22 protein-coding genes are annotated in these 19504 nt (G+C 51.4%); 6 read left to right on the forward strand and 16 right to left on the reverse strand.

The genetic code is table 11. The features are described 5' to 3' along the window. Positions 1-5 precede the first annotated feature (5 nt). On the reverse strand, positions 6-719 hold the full coding sequence (locus B4N58_RS13480) for an N-acyl amino acid synthase FeeM domain-containing protein (protein WP_008250946.1): 714 nt from the start codon (positions 717-719) through the stop codon (positions 6-8). 192 nt (positions 720-911) lie between these two features. Between B4N58_RS13480 and B4N58_RS13485 the strand changes: the two genes are divergently transcribed. Further along, entirely contained in the window at positions 912-2135 is a 1224-nt protein-coding gene (locus B4N58_RS13485) for a saccharopine dehydrogenase family protein (RefSeq protein WP_008250948.1), read from the forward strand. A gap of 5 nt (positions 2136-2140) precedes the next feature. On the opposite strand, the gene B4N58_RS13490 is transcribed toward B4N58_RS13485, so the two are convergent. After that, entirely contained in the window at positions 2141-3190 is a 1050-nt protein-coding gene (locus B4N58_RS13490) for an META domain-containing protein (protein WP_291750315.1), read from the reverse strand. Between the two features lie 286 nt (positions 3191-3476). Between B4N58_RS13490 and B4N58_RS13495 the strand changes: the two genes are divergently transcribed. From B4N58_RS13495 to B4N58_RS13505, 3 genes are all read left to right on the forward strand, one after another. Then, positions 3477-4292: a hypothetical protein gene (locus B4N58_RS13495; protein ID WP_008250950.1), complete on the forward strand. Its 816-nt coding sequence runs from the start codon at positions 3477-3479 to the stop codon at positions 4290-4292. A 93-nt stretch (positions 4293-4385) separates the two neighbouring features. Further along, entirely contained in the window at positions 4386-4646 is a 261-nt protein-coding gene (locus B4N58_RS13500; RefSeq protein ID WP_008250951.1) for a hypothetical protein, read from the forward strand. A 20-nt stretch (positions 4647-4666) separates the two neighbouring features. Next, complete coding sequence (locus B4N58_RS13505) at positions 4667-4912, forward strand: hypothetical protein (RefSeq protein ID WP_008250952.1); 246 nt, start codon at positions 4667-4669, stop codon at positions 4910-4912. A gap of 11 nt (positions 4913-4923) precedes the next feature. Here B4N58_RS13505 and B4N58_RS13510 read toward each other — a convergent pair whose 3' ends face one another. Further along, complete coding sequence (locus B4N58_RS13510; protein ID WP_040513198.1) at positions 4924-5586, reverse strand: hypothetical protein; 663 nt, start codon at positions 5584-5586, stop codon at positions 4924-4926. Between the two features lie 330 nt (positions 5587-5916). Here B4N58_RS13510 and B4N58_RS13515 point away from each other — a divergent pair, with 330 nt between their 5' ends. Together B4N58_RS13515 and B4N58_RS13520 are read left to right on the forward strand one after the other, a co-directional pair. Then, entirely contained in the window at positions 5917-7386 is a 1470-nt protein-coding gene (locus B4N58_RS13515) for a NarK family nitrate/nitrite MFS transporter (protein ID WP_291750323.1), read from the forward strand. Positions 7387-7397: 11 nt separating this feature from the next. After that, positions 7398-9116 carry a bifunctional protein-serine/threonine kinase/phosphatase gene (locus B4N58_RS13520; RefSeq protein ID WP_291750326.1) on the forward strand — a complete coding sequence of 573 codons (1719 nt, stop codon included), beginning with the start codon at positions 7398-7400 and terminating at the stop codon, positions 9114-9116. Between the two features lie 11 nt (positions 9117-9127). On the opposite strand, the gene B4N58_RS13525 is transcribed toward B4N58_RS13520, so the two are convergent. From B4N58_RS13525 to B4N58_RS13585, 13 genes are all read right to left on the reverse strand, one after another. Then, complete coding sequence (locus tag B4N58_RS13525; protein WP_291750327.1) at positions 9128-9400, reverse strand: hypothetical protein; 273 nt, start codon at positions 9398-9400, stop codon at positions 9128-9130. Positions 9401-9432: 32 nt separating this feature from the next. Then, a complete protein-coding gene (ureG, locus tag B4N58_RS13530) occupies positions 9433-10080 on the reverse strand; it encodes an urease accessory protein UreG (protein WP_291750329.1) in 648 nt (215 codons plus the stop codon). A 10-nt stretch (positions 10081-10090) separates the two neighbouring features. Next, the gene (locus B4N58_RS13535; protein ID WP_291750331.1) at positions 10091-10777 is read right to left on the reverse strand and encodes an urease accessory protein UreF; all 687 of its coding nucleotides are present in this window, start codon (positions 10775-10777) and stop codon (positions 10091-10093) included. Continuing rightward, positions 10767-11234, reverse strand: a complete 468-nt coding sequence (gene ureE, locus B4N58_RS13540; RefSeq protein ID WP_291750332.1) for an urease accessory protein UreE — start codon at positions 11232-11234, stop codon at positions 10767-10769. The genes B4N58_RS13535 and ureE overlap by 11 nt, the downstream gene beginning before the upstream one ends. Before the next feature lie 11 nt (positions 11235-11245). Continuing rightward, the gene (gene ureC, locus B4N58_RS13545) at positions 11246-12952 is read right to left on the reverse strand and encodes an urease subunit alpha (RefSeq protein WP_291750334.1); all 1707 of its coding nucleotides are present in this window, start codon (positions 12950-12952) and stop codon (positions 11246-11248) included. Then, positions 12939-13256: an urease subunit beta gene (locus B4N58_RS13550; protein WP_291750349.1), complete on the reverse strand. Its 318-nt coding sequence runs from the start codon at positions 13254-13256 to the stop codon at positions 12939-12941. Before B4N58_RS13550 ends, ureC begins: the two co-directional genes overlap by 14 nt. Positions 13257-13269: 13 nt before the next feature. Then, the gene (locus B4N58_RS13555; protein WP_291750336.1) at positions 13270-13572 is read right to left on the reverse strand and encodes an urease subunit gamma; all 303 of its coding nucleotides are present in this window, start codon (positions 13570-13572) and stop codon (positions 13270-13272) included. Between the two features lie 26 nt (positions 13573-13598). Further along, entirely contained in the window at positions 13599-14471 is an 873-nt protein-coding gene (locus B4N58_RS13560) for an urease accessory protein UreD (protein ID WP_291750337.1), read from the reverse strand. Positions 14472-14481: 10 nt separating this feature from the next. Further along, positions 14482-15177 carry an urea ABC transporter ATP-binding subunit UrtE gene (urtE, locus tag B4N58_RS13565; RefSeq protein WP_291750339.1) on the reverse strand — a complete coding sequence of 232 codons (696 nt, stop codon included), beginning with the start codon at positions 15175-15177 and terminating at the stop codon, positions 14482-14484. Then, positions 15174-16007 (reverse strand): urea ABC transporter ATP-binding protein UrtD, encoded by an 834-nt coding sequence (gene urtD / locus B4N58_RS13570; RefSeq protein ID WP_291750341.1) that lies wholly within the window; start codon positions 16005-16007, stop codon positions 15174-15176. Before urtD ends, urtE begins: the two co-directional genes overlap by 4 nt. Then, positions 16004-17104: an urea ABC transporter permease subunit UrtC gene (gene urtC, locus B4N58_RS13575; protein ID WP_291750343.1), complete on the reverse strand. Its 1101-nt coding sequence runs from the start codon at positions 17102-17104 to the stop codon at positions 16004-16006. The genes urtD and urtC overlap by 4 nt, the downstream gene beginning before the upstream one ends. Further along, positions 17101-18729, reverse strand: coding sequence for an urea ABC transporter permease subunit UrtB (urtB, locus tag B4N58_RS13580; RefSeq protein ID WP_291750345.1), 1629 nt, complete (start codon positions 18727-18729; stop codon positions 17101-17103). The genes urtC and urtB overlap by 4 nt, the downstream gene beginning before the upstream one ends. A gap of 68 nt (positions 18730-18797) precedes the next feature. Next, on the reverse strand, positions 18798-19504 hold a 707-nt coding region (locus tag B4N58_RS13585), incomplete at its 5' end, for a transporter substrate-binding protein (protein ID WP_291750347.1).

Below are 19504 nucleotides of genomic sequence, written 5' to 3' on the forward strand. Positions count from 1 at the left end.
GGATATCATCCAATGGAGCGCAATTGACTTTGCGTTTCCAGTTGCAAGGTACGCATCTGAATGTTCTGTAACAAATCAGGATGTGAACTTGAGAAATAAATAGAGTGAAGTGGATTTGCACTGAGCAACCATCGTGCCTCGATTTGAAATACATCAAACCAGAGAATTCGATGAGGAATCATGCCGATGTGTTTCATCTCTACAAATTCATCAGGTTGCAACACATCATCAAGTTCAAACCGGCGGTATTGCCTGTCAACGGGGTAGCGCACGCAGAGAAAACATCGATCCACCAGGTTTGCCCTGCTGTACCAGTATGCCGCCTTGATCAGCATCAACCGCAGCGCCAATCCGTTGGAACGTGCAGGTATGGCCAGTCTGGATACTTCAGCAATTCGCCCGGCTCTCAAGGCCTTGGGCAAAGCATACGATTCTTCAAGACGAAGCTGCTGTTGATTGGCAATTTGAATACGCACAGTACCAATGCAACTTCCGTCCAGCTTTGAGAAAGCCAACAGCACAGCAGAGTCGGGATGTCGATCATCGCCATCCGGTACGGCCAACTTTTCGCCGAGCAACGGCAAGTGTTTTCCATACGCTAGTTGTCGGGCTTTGGCAGCCAGTTCCAGTTCGCGCTCAGTTGTCGCAATCGCGATCCAGAATGGCAACAGTTGCGAGCTTGAATCGAACAGAAAGTTGACTGCTGAAAGAGTGGCCATGGTGTTCTCCGAAGTATGGATTCACCTTAAATATTCCACATCCAATTTGCGTCCCCCCGATCGGGTTAAAGCTCCGGTCACTCCCTATCACCCTTAGGGCCTATGAATAATCAGTATTCGGAATATCAATACAAGGTTTATTGAGTGTGAGAGAATCTTGAAAAACACAATAAATTCAGGAGATAGCGCAGAATGAAAAAGAAAGAATTCGACTTGATCGTCTTCGGGGCGACCAGCTTTGTTGGTCAAATTTTGGTGCAATATTTGTGGAAACGCCATGGATTGAATGGCGAGATCAAATGGGCTATTGCCGGGCGTGATGCCGACAAGCTGGCCGTGCTGAAAAATCGCTTGGGTGAGCAGGCCCGGGAACTCCCCACCATTTTGGCCAACGCCAGCAAAGAAGCCGATTTGCAAAACCTGTGTTCAAAAACCAAAGTGGTGGTTTCAACGGTGGGGCCTTACGCCCTGTATGGTTCGGGCCTTGTGAAAGTATGTGCTGAAACCGGCACCGACTACTGCGACCTGACCGGCGAAGTGCAATGGATTGCACGGATGATTGAAGCCTATGAGGACACCGCCAAGCAAAGTGGTGCACGTATTGTGCATTGCTGTGGATTCGACTCCATACCCTCTGATCTTGGCGTTCTGTTTTTACAAAAAGCCGCCAGTGTTCAGTACGGTGAACCTTGCCAACAAATCCGCATGCGGGTTAGAAAATTGAAAGGCGAATTTTCAGGCGGCACCGTGGCCAGCATGATCAACGTGACGCGCGAGGTTGCAGCAGACCGCTCACTGGCCAAGAAATTGGCCAACCCGTATTTGATATCCCCTGCCCGCCTGGCCGCTCGCCAACCCAATGTCAGTTTCGCAGAATTCGACCCAGTGGCTAAAAGCTGGCTAGCCCCATTTGTCATGGCCGGTATCAACACCCGTGTAGTGCATCGAAGCAATGCCCTGCAAAACTACGGATACGGAAAAGAATTCAAGTACGACGAAGCCATGATGACCGGCAACGGATTCAAAGGTCGAATGACTGCGATGGGATTGGCCAGCGGTATGGCCGGGTTTTTGATTGGTGCTGCACTGCCGCCCACACGCTGGGCCCTTGAAAAATTCGTGGTACCCAAACCAGGCGAAGGCCCTAGTGAAACGTCTCAACAGCGCGGCTCTTATGATTTGCGCTTTTATGGCACCACTAGCAAAGGCAATACTCTGACGGCCAAAGTAACTGGCGATATGGATCCGGGTTATGGTTCAACCGGGAAAATGCTGGGAGAGGCCGCAGTGTGCCTGGCTTTGGACATTCAAAAACACGCTGGCGGATTCTGGACCCCTGCTTCCCTCATGGGTGAGCAGTTAATAAGCCGCTTGCAACAGCACGCGGGGCTTGCTTTCGAGTTGTTACAGGACTAACGCAATCACCGCGCTTCAAACCGGGCCAGCAAACGTCCAAGCTGGTCATACAATTCCATACGCTGACCCAGAATATTCCAGCTTTTAACCTGGGTCAGCGTTTCAATCAGTTCAGCGTCCACATTGCCGGGGCTTAAGCAGGCCATCCGTGTGGCAGCCACCATGTTCAACTGAACAAAACGCCCATCCATTGAATACGAACCAAGTAACTGGTTACAACCCCCAGAGCCGCTTAAACGGCTGTTATCGGTATGCAACATCAGACCTGGAGCACGCCCTGTCTCCGGCAACACCACCGGCTTGCCTTTCAGTTGAACCAAGGTCCAGAACTGATCTTTCAAACTTGCAGAGTACAGACGTGGAGCACAATCGCCCTTTGCAATGTTCTCAAACCGAAGGGGGTGCAAACTCGACGTGCTGTTCTGCCCTTCCATGGGCGGCGCTGGCTTGATATGCGCATAAACCGTTGCAAGCAGGGCTTGCCCAGGTTCAGCGCGAAGTCGCAGATACGCATTCTCCAGCTTTGCATTGTCACCCATGGTCACTACCGGCAAGTCCAAGCCACTTGCACATTCTGTAAAACGGCCGGAATCTGCAAAATAGCGATAAAGCCCATTGAGTGGAAACAACTTCAAGTCCAGCGTTTCCGCTGAGGGGGTGCGGTTCAGGCTGTAATTGAGTGTTGAGAAAATGCTGCGCGCTTCCAGATCCAGCATTTCAAGTGAATCAGCGGACTTCACCCGGAAATAACGCTGCTCAGAATTTTGCCCCTGCATGACAACGATATTGCCGTAATGCGACATCACCCAACGCCCTAGATCGTTGGCTTGATTGGGCGAAGCCTGCCCCACATAAAGCTGGCGGGAAAAGAAAGTACCATCAACTTGCAAGGTAATACTGGTTTGAATGCCCTCACAACTGGCGCAAGGCAAAGTGCCAGAAAATGTGGCAGGTAACTGGGGCAATGGAACTGGCACAGCCTCGGTGGCATTGACAGATTCGGGATGCCAAAAAACAAAAGCCATCAATGCTCCCACACAGAGTTTCTCGAACATGGGAATCTACTCCAGCAAATTTGTTGATTTTTAATTATTACATCCAAACTTTTCTACTCAAAGTACAAGCTTCATCTCTTGAGGAGTTTGTCGCATGCATTCTGAAACCCGGGTTTTTTGGTCGCTCTGCATTGTTCTGCCGTTAGTTTTTGGATGCACAGGTGAAGAACCCACAACATTGCCAGCAGCACGCACAAACCCATCATCATTCGAACAGAACAGCCCTTGCTTTAACAACGCATGCGCCAGTTTGCAGGAATTATTGACAGTCCCAGATGCGGAGAACATGATTTTTTCAGCCGACGGTCGCCTGTTTGTGTCTGGCGGACAGTCTGTTATTGAAGTGCTGAAAAACGGCGATGATTTCGCAGCGCAAACTATTTCAAGCGGCGTATGCAATTTCACTGGTTTGGCGATCGCCAGAAATACCCTTTATGCCAATTGCGGGGACGGCACGCTTTGGGCGGGCGCATTGAACCAAACGCCAGTCACAATATCGCCTGTCTTCAACTATGAAGGCATGGCATTGGCCAACGGATTAACCAGCAGTGCGGACGGCCAAACTTTGTATGCCGTGGATGGGCCCATTGCGACCAGTTCTCTGCCTTCGCCAAAAATTGTGAAGCTAAAAATTGCAGCCAGCAACCCACTTCAAATTGAAAATCAAACCACCTGGCTAGACCTGGCAGGTCGCTTTCCAAACGGCATTCAACGCAGGGGTAATCTGCTTTACTTCACCGATTCAGAAATTCCAAACCTGGGCCGTTTGAATGTGGTGCCCATTCAAAACGACGGATCTGCTGGGATGCCTTTGGTTTTGGCTACGCTGCAAAGTCTTCCTGACGATTTCTCAATTCTCCCCGATGGTTTTGCTGTCACTTACTTTTTAACGGGACAAGTCATCAAACTCAACTTTCTCGGCGAGCAAACAGATGGCTTCAACCCACTCACCTTTTCAACAGGCACCTCACAGGTTATGCAAGGCAGGCCACCACTTTTCTCCAGTACCGATTTGCTGGTGACCGAGAAAGGAATTCTGGGCGAGCAAAGCAGCCCGATCGGTAACAAACTGACGTTGGTGCGAAAGACAAATATCAACTAAGTACCGCACCACCATAGAACTGCAAAAAGCACTTGTATTGATAATAATTATCATTTACGATGAATTCTCATTTGAATAAATCGGGAGTTCTTCATGCAGCAGGAAAACTGTACAGCTCAACTGGGTCAATGGCTGGCAGGCAGCGAAAACGGTTCAGTCTATTATTGCCAGGAAACAGAGGTAGTATCGCTCTGCCTTCACTACATGACCATGCGTTTTGAAGCCACCGCCTTTCGGGATTTGCTGGGCATGATGGGCTTTGCACAAGCCGAAATTCAACGGATCAAACAAGCTTTGGAACACCCCACCTTGCAAAGCCAAAACCGGCGGCATGCAGGTGGTGCGCTTCATTGATTCATGAAGGAAATTGCCCCATGAAAGTCGAAGCCTACATGAATAAATCGATGGACACTTTGCTGATTGAAAACGACGCACTGTGCCGGCAACTGGCCAAACTGCAAGAGCGCGCCAGTGAGTTGATTCAAAAACGATCGGCCGAAGTGGAACAATTAAGCACGGTGGTGGAGTACCTGAGTGCAGAACTACATGACCGTGAAGCGATGATTCTTTTTTTGCGGGCAAAGCTTCAGGAGTTCAGGAAAATCACTGAACTCCAGTAAATCAACCCTGATCAATTGGTTTGAAGGTAACCAAAATCAAACTTGTGCGTGTCATCGTCAACACGCACAGTCACAGTGATGTCTTGCGCGCTGCTGGCCGATAGCTTTTTGGCCACGATAATTTCACCTTGTGTTTGCTCACCAGGTCGCACTACTTTCGGCTTTAAGCTGTACTTCTGAATTCGATCAAAGTCTGCAAAGGCCTGTTGCACATCAAGCCTGTCATTGAAATCGGTTTGAAACAAAAAGCCACTTCCGTGAAAACCTCGATAAAACTGAGGGTGATAAAACGGGCTGTAGAAAATTGGCGCCCTGAAACCGTAGTAAGAAAGCCGATTCTGAACATCTTGAATTTGTGCTTCATAACTAACCACAGTGGCTGGTTGACCATTGAATGTCACGGTGATGTTCTCTGTCGAAAACTCGACGGGAAACTTGCCTTTATTCACGAATGTCACGTTGAACCGCGGGTTATCGAATTGACGCATCGAGTTGTACACGGAACCAACCTGTACGGTGTGTTTTTTACTTGAGCTCAAAGACTCAAAACCCTGGTTTTGAACGGGCACCTGATTCTCGGCAACCACGGGCCGAACGCTGTACATGGAAGCACATGCACTCAAAAGCAAGGAAGCCCCTAGAACCACACCTGTTGACACGCTGAACATACGCATTTGAATCACCTTTTGCTGCTGGAGTTACTGCAAGAACCACTGCCTGATAAGGCCTGTTCATTTTATCCATATTGCATAGACCGTGATAGACATTCTTGGTTCACAGCTTGCGAGCTGGCATAGTTTCTGCATTGCAACATGCATACACGCAGTTTTGGAGACCAAAGCCGGAAATCGAGACTGTGTGGGAGGGCCAAGTGCACCTTTTGAGTGCGCGAGGTTTTCATTTGCAGCAAAAACGGGCAAAGGCGCTCACCATTTGAATGAATCCAGAGGTTCGTTCAGAAGGTGAGCGCTTTTTATTTTGATTTCAAAAAAGAGCCATTCGTTATGAACGACCATGCCAAACTGAATCTGTTTTCTTTTGCGGGAAAAATGAAAATCCTGCACATGAGCTGGATCGCATTTTTCATTACTTTCTTTGTGTGGTTCAACCATGCCCCCATGCTGGGTGCGATCGCAGAATCACTGAGCTTAAGTAAGGAACAGGTCAAAACACTGTTAATTTTGAACGTGGCGCTGACCATTCCGGCACGAATACTGATCGGCATGCTGACTGACAAATTTGGTCCCCGCCTTGTATACGCGGTACTGCTGTTTGTCTCGGCCATTCCCTGCTTCATGTTCGCGTTCTCAACCGACTTTGCGCAGGCCGCCATCTCCCGCTTTTTATTGGGCTTTATCGGTGCCGGGTTCGTGATTGGCATTCGCATGGTCAGTGAATGGTTTCCTGCGCACCAGTTGGGTACGGCTGAAGGCATTTACGGCGGTTGGGGTAACTTCGGCTCGGCAGGCGCTGCCATGTTGCTACCTACCCTCGCGCTAATATTTGGCGGTCCCGATGGCTGGCGCTATTCAATTGCGCTGACCGGCCTGATCTGCCTGGTGTTCAGTTTCGTGTGGTATTTCAATGTCAGCGATACACCGAAAGGCTCTACCTACTTCAAGCCCAAGAAAAGCGGTGGCATGGAAGTGACCAGCGTCAGCGACTTCTATTTCATGCTGTTGATGAAGTTGCCCATGTACGCAGCACTGGCCTTGTTAACCTGGAAGTTGTCGCCAGAAGGTGTCAGCATGTTGAGCAGCGCTGCCGCCAATTCCATTTACGGCTTTCTGTTACTGATACTTGTGTACGACTGCTATGGTGCCTACAAGGTGAACAGTGATATTTTCAAAGTCCCGGTCCCTGAATTGCACCGCTACAAATTCAAACAAGTGGCAGTGTTGAATGTGTTGTACTTTGCAACCTTTGGTTCTGAATTGGCCGTGGTATCGATGCTGCCACTGTTTTACTCTGAAACATTTTCGCTGAGCCCGGTGTATGCCGGCCTTGTAGCCTCGATGTACGCTTTCATGAACTTGATGTCGCGGCCCGGTGGCGGCTGGATCAGCGACAAGTTCGGTCGCAAACGCACCTTGCTTATTCTCACCGCTGGCCTTGCCGTGGGTTACGCATTGATGGGCTTGACTGAATCAAGCTGGCCCCTGTGGCTGGCCGTAATCACCACCATGGCCTGTTCATTTTTCGTGCAGGCTGGTGAAGGTGCCGTGTTTGCAGCCGTACCATTGATCAAGCGGCGCCTGACTGGTCAAATTGCGGGCATGACTGGCGCTTACGGCAATGTAGGTGCAGTGGTTTACCTCACGGTGTTGTCGTTTGTCAGCTATCAGGCTTTCTTCTTCGTGATTGCTTTAACTGCTGTGGTGGGTTTTATTACACTGCTGTTCATGGAAGAACCACAAGGCCACATGGCTGAGGTAAAAGCAGACGGTACGGTTGAACTGATCCGCGTGGGGTGAATAAAAGCAATATGAGCAGCACACTGCAAGTTCGTTTTGGGGGTTATTCCATCGCAGGGCAAAAGCCTGTGAATCAGGATGCCTTTGCCGCCTGGTGTGGGCAAGCCGAATCGAACTTGCTCAAAGGCGCCGCGGCCGCCATTGCAGATGGGGTTAGCAGTTGCGCGGATTCTCATGTGGCCAGCCAAACTGCAGTGACCAGTTTTCTAGAGGACTATTCTTCCACGCCCTACACCTGGAGCGTTCACAAATCGGCTCGGCAAATTATTTCTGGCTTGAACGCCTGGATTTATCAGCAAAACACCAACCGTGCCAGCCACAACGACAGCCTGTTGACCACGTTCAGCGCTGTGGTGTTGAAGTCCATCACGTTACACTGTTTTCATGTGGGCGATTCACGGGTTTATCACGTGCGTGGCGATGCAATAGAGCGCCTCACCCAAGACCATGTGCGTACCGAGTGCGGGCAGGAATATTTGTCGCGCGCACTGGGCGCAGACCGGCATCTGGAACTGGACTACAGCACCCATGAATTGCAGGTGGGTGACTTGGTAGTGCTGAGTACCGATGGGGTTCACGGCGTGCTGAAGCGCCCGGAAATACTTGGCTTGATTGCGGAACATGGCACGAGCGATTTGGAACGACTTGCCCAAAACATGGTGCAAGCGGCCTTGAATGCTGGCAGCGACGACAACCTGACTGTGTTGTTGATGGCCATCGACGCCCTGCCCCATGAAACGCTAGATGAGGTGCACCGCAAGTTGACACAATTGCCCATACCGCCAGTGCTTCAGGTGGGCAACAAAATAGACGGTTATGAGGTGCAAGAAATTATTTTCAGCGGCACCCGCAGCCACATGTATCGCGTGCGCGACATGGAAACCGGCGAACAATTCACGCTGAAAGCCCCTTCCTTGAACTTCGCTGAAGATGCCATGTACTTGAGCGGATTTGTTCGCGAAGAATGGGTGGGGCAAAGCGTTCAACATGTGAACGTGATGCGCACGCATGTACCGAAACGGCCCAAGCAGTTTCTGTATTACCTGGGCGAGTACATCGAAGGCATCAACTTGCGTGAATGGATGTACGACAACCCCAAGCCCGGTATGGATGCGGTGCGGCGCATTGTAAAGCAAGTGGTGGCAGGGCTGCGGGCATTTCAGCGCGCCGACATGGTGCACCAGGACATCAAGCCCGAGAACATCATGATTGATTCACAAGGGTGTGTGAAAATTCTGGACTTCGGCACAGTGTTGATTGCGGGTGCCGATGAACTGATTTCACCCTTGGACAAATCGGTGCCACAAGGCAGTGTGAATTATGTGGCTCCCGAATACCTGATGGGTGAAGTGGGTACTTTCAAATCCGATTTGTTTTCACTGGCCGTGGTGGTCTATGAAATGCTGACGGGCCACTTGCCGTTTGCAGAGAAAACCGTGAAGCAAGTTGAACTGAAAAGCTATGGCGACATGCGCTACATTCCCGCCAACCACCCGCGTCGTGATTTGCCCCTGTGGGTGGAAGCCTGCCTTCGCAAAGCGCTTCAACCCAACCCGCGTTACCGCTATGATGCGCTGAGCGAATTTCTGCAAGACCTGACTGTACCCAACACCAAGCTGGAAGCCAGCGTGGCCAAGCAACCCCTGATTGAAAAAAACCCGGTGTTGCTGTGGCAAGTGCTGGCGGCAATTTTGCTGGTGCTGAATTTGATGCAGCTGCTTTTCAAATAAACCCCGGCGTCTCAGAATTGTCCGATCAGCAAACCTGCCCCGGCGATTGACAAGGCAGCGCCAGCCACGCGGCGCGTCTTGTGCTTCAGACTGATTGCCAAGCCTACAATTATCATCACACCGCCCAATACGGCGAGAGACATAAGCGAGTGGTAAATACTTGTGACGTGGTGCAGCAAGGCAAAAGCCATGCTGTTGTGCTCATGGTGACCTGGGTGGGCCAGCGTACCAGGCGCAAAAGAGGCTGTAGCAGCAAACAACAAAATGGATTGAATCAATTTCATACTGTGGAGTCCTTTCCCTGTGAATGATTTTTTTAGACAACAGCCACTGCAGGGGGCAGTGCTTTGACCTGCAACATGCCCTCTTTCACAATGAAAGAAATAATGTCGTCAAGACCTTTGGCCGCTTTCAGATTAGAAAATACGAAGGGTCTGGTTCCACGCATTTTCCTGGCGTCGCGATCCATTACCTCCAGTGACGCGCCCACCATGGGCGCCAGATCAATTTTGTTGATCACCAACAAATCAGATTTCGTGATACCCGGACCACCCTTGCGCGGGATTTTATCGCCCGCAGATACATCGATGACGTACAGGGTCAGGTCGCTTAGTTCAGGGCTGAATGTTGCGCTTAAGTTGTCGCCACCACTTTCAACAAACACCACATCCAGAAGGCCGTGGCGTTCAATCAGCTCATCCACGGCAGCCAGATTCATTGAGGCATCTTCGCGAATTGCTGTGTGCGGGCAGCCGCCGGTCTCCACGCCAATGATCCTGTCTGCTGTCAAGGCCTGATGCTCCGTCAGAAACTTGGCGTCTTCCTTGGTGTAAATATCGTTGGTCACCACCGCAATGTCGTAGTGATCGCGCATGGCGTAGCACAGCGATTTCAACAAGGCAGTTTTGCCGGATCCAACCGGACCACCGATGCCCACTCTCAGGGTTTGTTTGGTGTGTGTCATTAATTTGTCCTCATGATCGAAACAGTCGGGAATATTGGGTCTCATGCAGCGCACTGGCCAAGGCCAAGCCGGGCAGGCAACTGCCAAGTTGATCATCATTCACTTGGCTGGAGAGAAGTACTGCATCTGGCAACACGGGTTGCAACTTTGCCACCAAGGCTTGCGCCTGCGTTTGACCCAACGGCACCAGCTTGGTGGCTGCAGCCACCTGGTTTTCAAGCCATGCCCACGCAAACCCAAGGCAGGCGCCTTCCTGGGAGATATGCCACTGAGCGCAGGCCACAGCGAACAGCGTGACAAAGCTAGCTGGCTCGCGTTTGGCGAACAAGGGGTCAACGCCGAGAGTAGGCAACAAACGCTGCAGCGCCTCTCCCATGGCCAAGTCGGTCAGGCGGAGCTCCCGGGTTTCCCGGCATGCAATCAAAAAATCATTCCAGTGCGCAAGCAGCGCAAGATCATTGCGATTCAAAGCCTGCATGCTGCGGGCCAACAGCGGTAAATCCACCCGCGCCAGGTTGAACAACAGTTGGCACTCCAGCCAGTCGTGAACTTGATCTGGCGACTGCACCCACCCGGCGTCAATGGCGTACTCCATTCCTTGTGAAAAGGAATAGGCTCCCACTGGTAAACTGACACTGCACAAGTGCATCAGCTTCACCAGTTCTATGGGTTTTAATTCGATTGCGTTAATGGTCATGGTGATGATCGTGGTGATGTTGGGCCGCCGCTTTTGTATAAGCGCCGCTTTCCGGAACAAACACGGCCAGTTGCGCATGCACTGTTAGGCCCAATTGCGCCAACATGTCACCCAGCACATGATCTGGTTTGATGCGTAACCACAATTCGCCGACCTGCACTTTCACGTGCCGGTTGCCCAGGTGATAACACGCGCGCGCGAAAGTTGACCAATCGGTGCATTGCGCCATCATGACCTCTTCTATCGCACCTTCTATGCGAACGATCTTGCCACACTGGCTTTTCAGGTATTCACCCACTTCAAGCGGGCGGCCGCGTTCGAGAAACAGACGAACCTCCAACCCCTCGACGCTTTGCAGGCGCAGTCTTCCGCGCTCGCGTTGCTCGTGGCTTAACACCACAGTGGCATTCACATGGGCATGGCAATGCGTACCCAATCGCTCAAAAATATCCAACATGGCCGGGCTCCTTAAAACAGGCTGTAGAGTTGAGCCAAGGGCAATACCCTGGCGGGTTCACAAGTCAGCAGCTCTCCATCGGCCCGCACCTCATAGGTTTGGGGATCGACAGTGACAACCGGCAACCAGTTGTTGTGCACCATGTCGTGCTTGCTAATGTTGCGTGTGTTTTTACAGGCCACCAAAGTACGATGGATGCCCAGACTCTCTGCCAGTTTGTTGTCGATCGCCGCCTGCGAAGTGAAGGTGACTGAAGTTTTCGCAGCAGCCAGACCCTGCGCGCCAAACATGGGACGATAGTGCACTGGTTGAGGTGTTGGAATAGAGGCGTTTGGGTCGCCCATTGGGGCAGCTGCAATCATGCCGCCCTTGATGATCATGGCTGGCTTCACGGCAAAAAATGCCGGCTTCCACAATACCAAATCAGCCAATTTGCCGGTTTCAATCGATCCGACTTCATGCGAGATGCCGTGGGCAATAGCCGGGTTTATGGTGTATTTCGCGATGTATCTTTTGGCGCGAAAATTGTCGGCACCCAAACTTTCATCTTCCGCCAGCAACCCAAATTGCGTTTTCATTTTATGGGCTGTTTGCCAAGTACGCGTGATCACCTCGCCCACACGACCCATGGCTTGAGAGTCGGAAGAAATCATTGAGAACGCGCCACGATCATGAAAAATATCCTCGGCTGCGATTGTTTCCTTGCGAATGCGTGAATCGGCAAATGCCACGTCTTCGGGAATGTTCGAGTCCAGGTGGTGGCACACCATCAGCATGTCTAGGTGTTCATCCACGGTATTAACAGTGAATGGCCGTGTCGGGTTTGTGGAGGATGGCAACACATTGGACTGGCCACAGGCCTTGATGATATCGGGCGCATGCCCGCCGCCTGCGCCCTCGGTGTGGTAGGTGTGAATGACCCGGCCTTTAAAGGCGGCAATGGTGTCGTCAACAAATCCCGATTCATTCAAGGTATCGGTATGAATGGCTACCTGCACATCGTATTTTTCGGCTACGCCAAGGCAGGTGTCTATCGAGGCAGGGGTGGTGCCCCAATCCTCATGAAGCTTCAAGCCACAGGCACCCGCTTCAATCTGTTCTTCAAGCGCAAGGGGCTGGCTGGCATTGCCCTTGCCCAGAAAACCCAAATTCATGGGCATGCAATCGGTTGCTTGCATCATTTTCGCCAGGTACCACGGGCCTGGTGTGCAGGTGGTGGCATTGGTACCGGTTGCAGGGCCGGTGCCGCCACCAATCATGGTGGTAACGCCACTCATCAACGCTTCTTCAATTTGCTGTGGGCAAATGAAGTGGATATGTGCGTCAATGCCCCCAGCAGTCAGAATGCAACCTTCCCCAGCAATGACTTCAGTGCCCGGGCCAATCAGAATGTCGACACCTTGTTGTACATCTGGGTTGCCCGCTTTGCCCACCCTGAAAATGCGACCATTTTTAATGCCCACATCTGCCTTCACGATACCCCAATGATCCAGCACCAGCGCATTGGTGATGACCAAATCTACGGAAAGGGTACACGACACCTGGCTTTGCCCCATGCCGTCGCGTATCACTTTGCCACCCCCGAATTTCACTTCATCGCCATACACTGTGAAGTCTCTTTCCACTTCGATCCACAGGGCGGTGTCCCCCAAACGAACGCGATCGCCGGTGGTCGGGCCAAACATCTGTGCATAGGCGGCGCGGTCAATTGTTGTCATCCAGCGCTCCCATCACTTCTCCACGAAAACCATAGACATGGCGGCGGCCCGCGTAAGCCACCAATTCCACCTCGCGCCCCTGCCCCGGCTCAAACCGCACCGCAGTGCCCGATGCAACGTTCAACCGAAAACCCAAGGTCCGTTTACGATCAAACCGCAATGCGGGATTGACTTCAAAAAAATGGTAGTGCGAACCCACCTGCACAGGTCGGTCACCCGTGTTTTCGACACGAAGGCTGCGGGTCTCCAAACCTGCATTCAATTCAATGACACCTGCTGCCACCTTTATTTCTCCTGGAATCATCATGGGGCTCCAATCAAACAATCGGGTTGTGAACAGTGACCAGTTTGGTGCCGTCCGGAAAAGTGGCTTCCACCTGCACTTCCTGAACCAGATCAGCCACACCGGGCATTACCAAATCCGTGGTTAATAAAGTACGTCCGTAACTCATTAACTCCGCCACGGTTCGCCCATCGCGCGCACCTTCAATTATTTCCATAGTGATGTAAGCCACAGCCTCGGGATAATTCAAGCGCAGGCCTCTGTTCAGGCGTCGTTCAGCCAGCAAGGCCGCAGTGAATATCATCAATTTGTCTTTTTCGCGGGGCAATAATTCCATGGGTTTCCTCTCTTGATTCTGTTTTCTCAGGTTCGCCAAACTCCGGGGGCACATGCAGGCCGGTTCAGCAAAACTGGGCGCAGTAACCTCCAGCATTCTGTGAAGGTTTGCCGTGCGCGGTTGCTGCAAAAGCCCAGGAAACGTACCACCACAAACTTTCCTACCACAGTGATTGCAGACAGATCGCCTTCAAGGGTGCTGCTGCATTGCACCTGCAAAGCGCTTTCCAGTTCTTCATCCAGTGCAGTATCAAAAGGCCCGGCAATCATCAAACCGCACACGGGCTTGCTTTGAAAACCCGCCATCGCAGCGTAGGAGTTTTGGCTTTGGCGATCCAGCAGCATGCGCTCACGCAGCACCAAACGGCCGTCAAGATGAACCTGCATAGTCTGCTGCAAACTGCCAGCGCCAAATACCTGCCCGCACGCCGGGAGCCCCAGTGAAATAACATCCCAGGCAATGCATCTGGAATTTGCATGAAGATTGAAATGTGTGTTCAGAATTGCCTGGGCGTCCGGGTATACGATCGTTTCCTGGGGAAGCCATTCCACACTTGAGCCCTGCGCCACTTCAAGTTGATTGTGCAAATATTGTGCCGTGCGGTCTGTGCGCGCGCGGTACACTCGCCCAGCACCAGGTGTGGTTATCAATACCGCCGTGTTTTCGCCTGCCTGCACATTCACTTCAAGATGGTCACCCGAGACCATTCCGCCCGGCGGGTGCAACAGATAGGCATGGGCCAGCTCTCGCCCCTCTGGATAAAACGCTTTCTGTACATACAAGGGTCCGCTGTGCGCACAATGTCTCAGTACAGTGCCGCGTTGCCCATGCTCAAACCCGAGGGTCAGGCTGGCGTGCCAGGTCGAGGGCATCAGGCGAAGGTCGAGAGGATAATTCACCGACAAGCACCTACACTGCCAAGTGCTGGGCAATCAGCTTGTCGCTGAGTTTGTCCATCGTATCGCTGGCGACCACGCGGCCTTTTTCCATTAGTCTGAATTCCATGCCCACGCGGCGAGCAAAGCCCAGCTTTTGTTCCACCAGAATGACGGTCATACCCTCTTCTTGATTCAACTTCAGAATGACATCGCCGATCTGCTTCACAATGTTGGGCTGAATCCCTTCGTTGGGTTCATCCAGAATCAATACTTTGGGCTCAAGCACCAGCGCTCGACCAATCGCAAGTTGCTGTTGCTGCCCACCTGACAAATCGCCACCCCGGCGATGAAGCATGTCGGCCAGTACAGGAAACAAATCAAAAATTTTGTCGGGAATGTTTTTCGATTTGTCCTTTCTCACAGGAAGCCCCAGGCGAAGGTTTTCCTCCACAGTCAGCATGGGAAAAATTTCACGGCCTTGTGGCACATAAGCAATACCCAAATAAGGACGTTTCTCGGCAGGTTGGGAATGGAGCACCGTGTCTTTCAGGCGAATTTCACCGCCTGAAACAGGTAATAAGCCCATAATGCATTTTAGCAAAGTGGTTTTTCCCACCCCATTGCGGCCCATGATGCATGTGCAGGAACCTTCCTTGATCTCCATATCGAGATTCCACAGTATCTGTGTACCGCCGTACTTCTGGTTCACGCCATTGAGATAAATCATGCGGGTTCTCCAAGGTACACTTCGATCACATCCTTGTTGTTTTGAACCTGTTCCATGGTGCCTTCGGCCAGTACACTGCCCTGATGCAACACGGTCACGGTGCGTGCAATGCTGCGCACGAATTCCATGTCATGTTCCACCACAATCACTGTATGGTCACCGGCCAGCCCATTAAGTAGTTCAGCTGTACGCTCGGTTTCTTGCGCGGTCATGCCCGCCACCGGTTCGTCAATCAACAAAACTTGCGGGTCGCTGACCAGCAACATGCCAATTTCAAGCCATTGCTTTTGCCCGTGCGACAAAGCTCCCGCCAGCATGTTTGCCTGCTGGGTCAAACCAATGGTTTGAAGAACTGAATCAATCCTGTCTCGCTGGGCAGGGGTCAACCTGGCAAACAGCGAATACCAAATACCTTTGTTGTCTTTCAATGACATCTCAAGATTATCAAGCACGCTGTGCGCTTCGAAAACCGTGGGTTTCTGGAATTTTCGGCCAATACCCAGACGCGCAATTTCAGGTTCACTTCGTTCCAGCAAATTCACGTTTTGTCCAAAATACACATTGCCCAAATCCGGTTTGGTTTTTCCTGTTATTACATCCATCAGCGTAGTTTTTCCTGCGCCGTTCGCGCCGATCAGACAACGCAATTCACCTGCCTTTACGTACAGGTTCAGATCATTCAAAGCTTTAAAACCGTCAAAAGTGACACTCAATCCCTCGACATACAAAATGACATCGTGAGAAATATCAATGTCTTCCTGCTCGGGTGCTTTTGGAAAAAACCGGGTCTGGTGTAGTACTTTTTCTCGCAGTGTGTTTAAGGCATTCATGCGTGTTTCTCCCGTTTGAATACGCCGGCCAGGCCTTTGGGGAGATAAAGGGTGACCAATACAAACATCGCCCCCAAAGCAAAAAGCCAGGCGTCGGGCATGATTGCGGTGAAACGGGTTTTTGCATAGTTCACCAACAAGGCCCCGGCGACAGCACCATACAGAGTGCCGCGCCCGCCCACCGCAACCCAAATCACGACCTCAATCGAGTTGAGCGGAGAGAACTCGCCTGGATTGATAATGCCGACCTGGGGTACGTACATCGCACCAGCCAATGCGGCAATCAGTGCCGAATAAACGAACAGCCAAACTTTGTAGTGGTCGGTGCGATACCCCAAAAACCTGACACGAGGCTCACCGTCGCGAATCGCCACAATCACTTTGCCGTACCGGCTTTTCAAGATGAAGTGACTACACACATACACAAGTGCCAACAAAAGCGCAGTGGTCACAAAGAGGCCAACCCGCGTGGTGTCCGCTTGTAAGTCGAAGCCCAGCAGGTCTTTAAAATCGGTCAAGCCATTGTTGCCTCCAAAGCCCATTTCATTCCGGAAGAACGCCAACATCAGGGCATAGGTCAGGGCCTGCGTCATGATGGACAAATACACGCCGGTAACGCGTGAACGAAATGCCAGCCAGCCAAACACAAATGCCAGCAAACCAGGTACAAACAGCGCCATCAACATGGCCACAGGAAACAAGTCCATGCCAAGCCAGTACCAGGGCAGTTCTTTCCAGTCGAGAAACACCATGAAATCGGGTAATTCAGAATTGCCGTACACACCACGGTCGCCAATTTGGCGCATCAGGTACATGCCCATGCCGTAACCACCAAGCGCAAAAAATGCTCCATGACCCAAACTGAGAATGCCGCAGTAACCCCAAATTACGTCGACCGCCAGCGCCAACATGGCGTAGCTCAGATACTTGCCCAGCAAGGTAATGGTGTAGGTGCTGACATGAAAAAAAGAATCGACCGGAATCAGCAAATTGGAGACGGCTGCGAACAGGGTAACGACCGCCAGCACCAGCACAAAGGGCAACACCGAGCTACCCGGCTTTCTACCCTTGGAAAATACTTCAGTCAGCCAGTTCATTCAGCCGCCCTCCCTTTTTGTGGAAACAAACCTTTCGGACGCTTTTGGATGAACAGTATGATGAACACCAGCACAACAATGCTGGCCAGCACGGCACCGGTGACCGGCTCAAGAAACTTGTTGGCAATACCGAGTGAAAATGCAGCCACCAGCGTACCCAGCAAATTGCCCACACCACCAAACACCACCACCATGAAAGAATCAATGATGTAGTTTTGCCCCAGATTAGGCCCCACATTGGTCAGTTGGCTAAGTGCTACGCCTGCAATACCAGCAATTCCTGATCCCAAACCGAAGGTCATTGCATCCACCCAACCCGTGCGAATACCCATGGATTTCGCCATGTTCCGATTTTGCGATACGGCGCGCACATTCAAGCCCAATGAGGTTTTTTTAAGAATCAGTTGCAAGACAAAAAATACGATAAGCGCGAACACAAAAATGTAAAGCCGGTTCAATGTAATCGACAGTTCGGGATTGATTTCCACTGAACCGCTCATCCACGATGGCTGCGAAACCTGCCGGTTCAATGGTGAAAAAACAGTGCGGACAGCTTGCTGCAGAATTAGGCTAATACCAAAAGTAGCCAGCAATGTTTCCAGGGGTCTGCCGTGCAAAAACCGGATCACGCATCGCTCAATCAATACACCAACCGAGCCTGCGACCAGGAAAGCCAGCGGGATGGAAACCCACAAGGAATAATCAACCAGATTGGGCATGACCAGTTGCACCACATAGGTGGTGTAGGCGCCCAGCATCATCATTTCGCCATGAGCCATATTGATCACACCCATCACACCAAAAGTAATGGCCAGGCCAATCGCTGCAAGCAGCAACACAGAGCCCAAACTCAAACCAAAAAAAAGTTGATCCACAACACCGTAGAAATCAGAGCGAAGCTTCATGCTGCGCAACGACTCCGCCACAGCAGCCAATAGCTTTGGATCTTGTTCATTCTGTTTGAGCTGATTCAACAGATTGCGCACCTCCGCATATTGACTGGCACCCAGCGTTTGTATCGCGTCAAGTCGAATCAACGGATCGGGGGATTGTGCGGCGCGGTTCATGGCCACAGCGGTCTCCATGACCTCCTTTACTGTGCTGTTGGTTTCTTTGAGCAGCGCTTTTTCAATGGCAAGTACGGTGTCGGGTGTTAAATCGCCCAGTAGCGACACAACTGCCTGTTCTCGTGTTGCAGCCTTGGGCGCTGCAATTTGAATTCGTGCTACGGCACCTCGAAGATATGAACGCAATCGGTTGTTCACACGTACTTTGCTTAAACCGGTTGAATCTTTATCATCAAATTCTTTCTGATTTAAAGGATTTAAATAGAACTTCACGTCGTCCTTGCGTTGCTCTATGACGACGATTCCTGATTCCTCATTGGCATACAAATCACCATTGATCATGGCTTTAAATAAAGGCACCAAACTTTCGGAACCAGTTTTCTCCAACTGTTCGAGAATGGGCAAAGCCTCCGACAAGTTTGCACGCGCCAACTCTGCCAGTAATGCCTCCACCGATTTGCTTTGAACATCCTCAGTACTGCCTGGAGTCGTGCCTTGTGCAAACGCTGCACCATGGATGAAGCACCAGCAACAAATGATATGTATGACAAATTTCACGGGAATATCCTGCATTCAAGGTGGCAGAACAAGCTCGGACAACAAGGGCCGAGCTTGCGCCTAAGAGCTTAGTAGTTTTGCCCGGAACACTTCTTCGTTTTGGTGTTGTAGTTGCCGCAGTTGATTGGTGCTGTCCAGTCAGCGGTCAAGTCTTTGGAACCTGGCAGGAAATCAGACCACGCATCGCCTTCAACCAAGCCTTTGGTTTCCCACACTACTTCAAACTGTCCGTTGTCCTGAATCTCGCCAATCAGCACGGGTTTGCTCAGGTGGTGGTTTTTCCCCATCACGGCCATGCCACCAGTCAAGTTCTTGGCCTTCTGACCAATCATGGCTGCGCTTACCTTGGCCACCTCCGTAGTGCCTGCTTTTTGTACCGCCTGTGTCCACATTTTGAAACCGATGTAAGTGGCTTCCATGGGGTCGTTGGTCACCCGCTTGGGGCCAGCGAATTTTTTCCATTGTTTGATGAAGGCATCGTTCTCCGGGCTCTTGACGCTCTGGAAATAATTCCACGCGGCCAGGTGACCCACCAGTGGTTTGGTGTCTATGCCGGAAAGTTCTTCTTCACCCACAGAGAAGGCGACAACAGGAATGTCTTCTGATGAAATGCCTTGGTTGCCCAGCTCCTTGTAGAAAGGCACGTTGGCATCGCCATTGATGGTAGACACCACTGCCGTTTTCTTGCCCGCACTGCCAAATTTTTTGATGTCTGAGACAATAGACTGCCAATCGGAATGACCAAATGGCGTGTAGTTGATCATGATGTCTTTTT

This window comes from Limnobacter sp. UBA3528 (assembly GCF_002377005.1).
Classification (GTDB): Bacteria; Pseudomonadota; Gammaproteobacteria; order Burkholderiales; family Burkholderiaceae_B; genus Limnobacter.

Bases quoted from the DNA above. Each gene is read 5' to 3' on its own strand.
- B4N58_RS13555 (WP_291750336.1), bottom strand. From the start codon at position 13,572: ATGGAATTATTGCCCCGCGAAAAAGACAAATTGATGATATTCACTGCG.
- urtC (WP_291750343.1), bottom strand. From the start codon at position 17,104: ATGAACTGGCTGACTGAAGTATTTTCCAAGGGTAGAAAGCCGGGTAGC.
- B4N58_RS13510 (WP_040513198.1), bottom strand. From the start codon at position 5,586: ATGCGTATGTTCAGCGTGTCAACAGGTGTGGTTCTAGGGGCTTCCTTG.
- ureE (WP_291750332.1), bottom strand. From the start codon at position 11,234: ATGTTGGATATTTTTGAGCGATTGGGTACGCATTGCCATGCCCATGTG.
- B4N58_RS13500 (WP_008250951.1), top strand. From the start codon at position 4,386: ATGCAGCAGGAAAACTGTACAGCTCAACTGGGTCAATGGCTGGCAGGC.
- B4N58_RS13520 (WP_291750326.1), top strand. From the start codon at position 7,398: ATGAGCAGCACACTGCAAGTTCGTTTTGGGGGTTATTCCATCGCAGGG.
- B4N58_RS13515 (WP_291750323.1), top strand. From the start codon at position 5,917: ATGAACGACCATGCCAAACTGAATCTGTTTTCTTTTGCGGGAAAAATG.
- ureC (WP_291750334.1), bottom strand. From the start codon at position 12,952: ATGACAACAATTGACCGCGCCGCCTATGCACAGATGTTTGGCCCGACC.
- B4N58_RS13490 (WP_291750315.1), bottom strand. From the start codon at position 3,190: ATGTTCGAGAAACTCTGTGTGGGAGCATTGATGGCTTTTGTTTTTTGG.
- B4N58_RS13480 (WP_008250946.1), bottom strand. From the start codon at position 719: ATGGCCACTCTTTCAGCAGTCAACTTTCTGTTCGATTCAAGCTCGCAA.
- urtE (WP_291750339.1), bottom strand. From the start codon at position 15,177: ATGATTTATCTCAATGGCGTGAACCAGAAGTACGGCGGTACACAGATA.
- B4N58_RS13495 (WP_008250950.1), top strand. From the start codon at position 3,477: ATGATTTTTTCAGCCGACGGTCGCCTGTTTGTGTCTGGCGGACAGTCT.
- B4N58_RS13525 (WP_291750327.1), bottom strand. From the start codon at position 9,400: ATGAAATTGATTCAATCCATTTTGTTGTTTGCTGCTACAGCCTCTTTT.
- B4N58_RS13505 (WP_008250952.1), top strand. From the start codon at position 4,667: ATGAAAGTCGAAGCCTACATGAATAAATCGATGGACACTTTGCTGATT.
- urtD (WP_291750341.1), bottom strand. From the start codon at position 16,007: ATGAATGCCTTAAACACACTGCGAGAAAAAGTACTACACCAGACCCGG.
- ureG (WP_291750329.1), bottom strand. From the start codon at position 10,080: ATGACACACACCAAACAAACCCTGAGAGTGGGCATCGGTGGTCCGGTT.
- B4N58_RS13550 (WP_291750349.1), bottom strand. From the start codon at position 13,256: ATGATTCCAGGAGAAATAAAGGTGGCAGCAGGTGTCATTGAATTGAAT.
- B4N58_RS13485 (WP_008250948.1), top strand. From the start codon at position 912: ATGAAAAAGAAAGAATTCGACTTGATCGTCTTCGGGGCGACCAGCTTT.
- B4N58_RS13535 (WP_291750331.1), bottom strand. From the start codon at position 10,777: ATGACCATTAACGCAATCGAATTAAAACCCATAGAACTGGTGAAGCTG.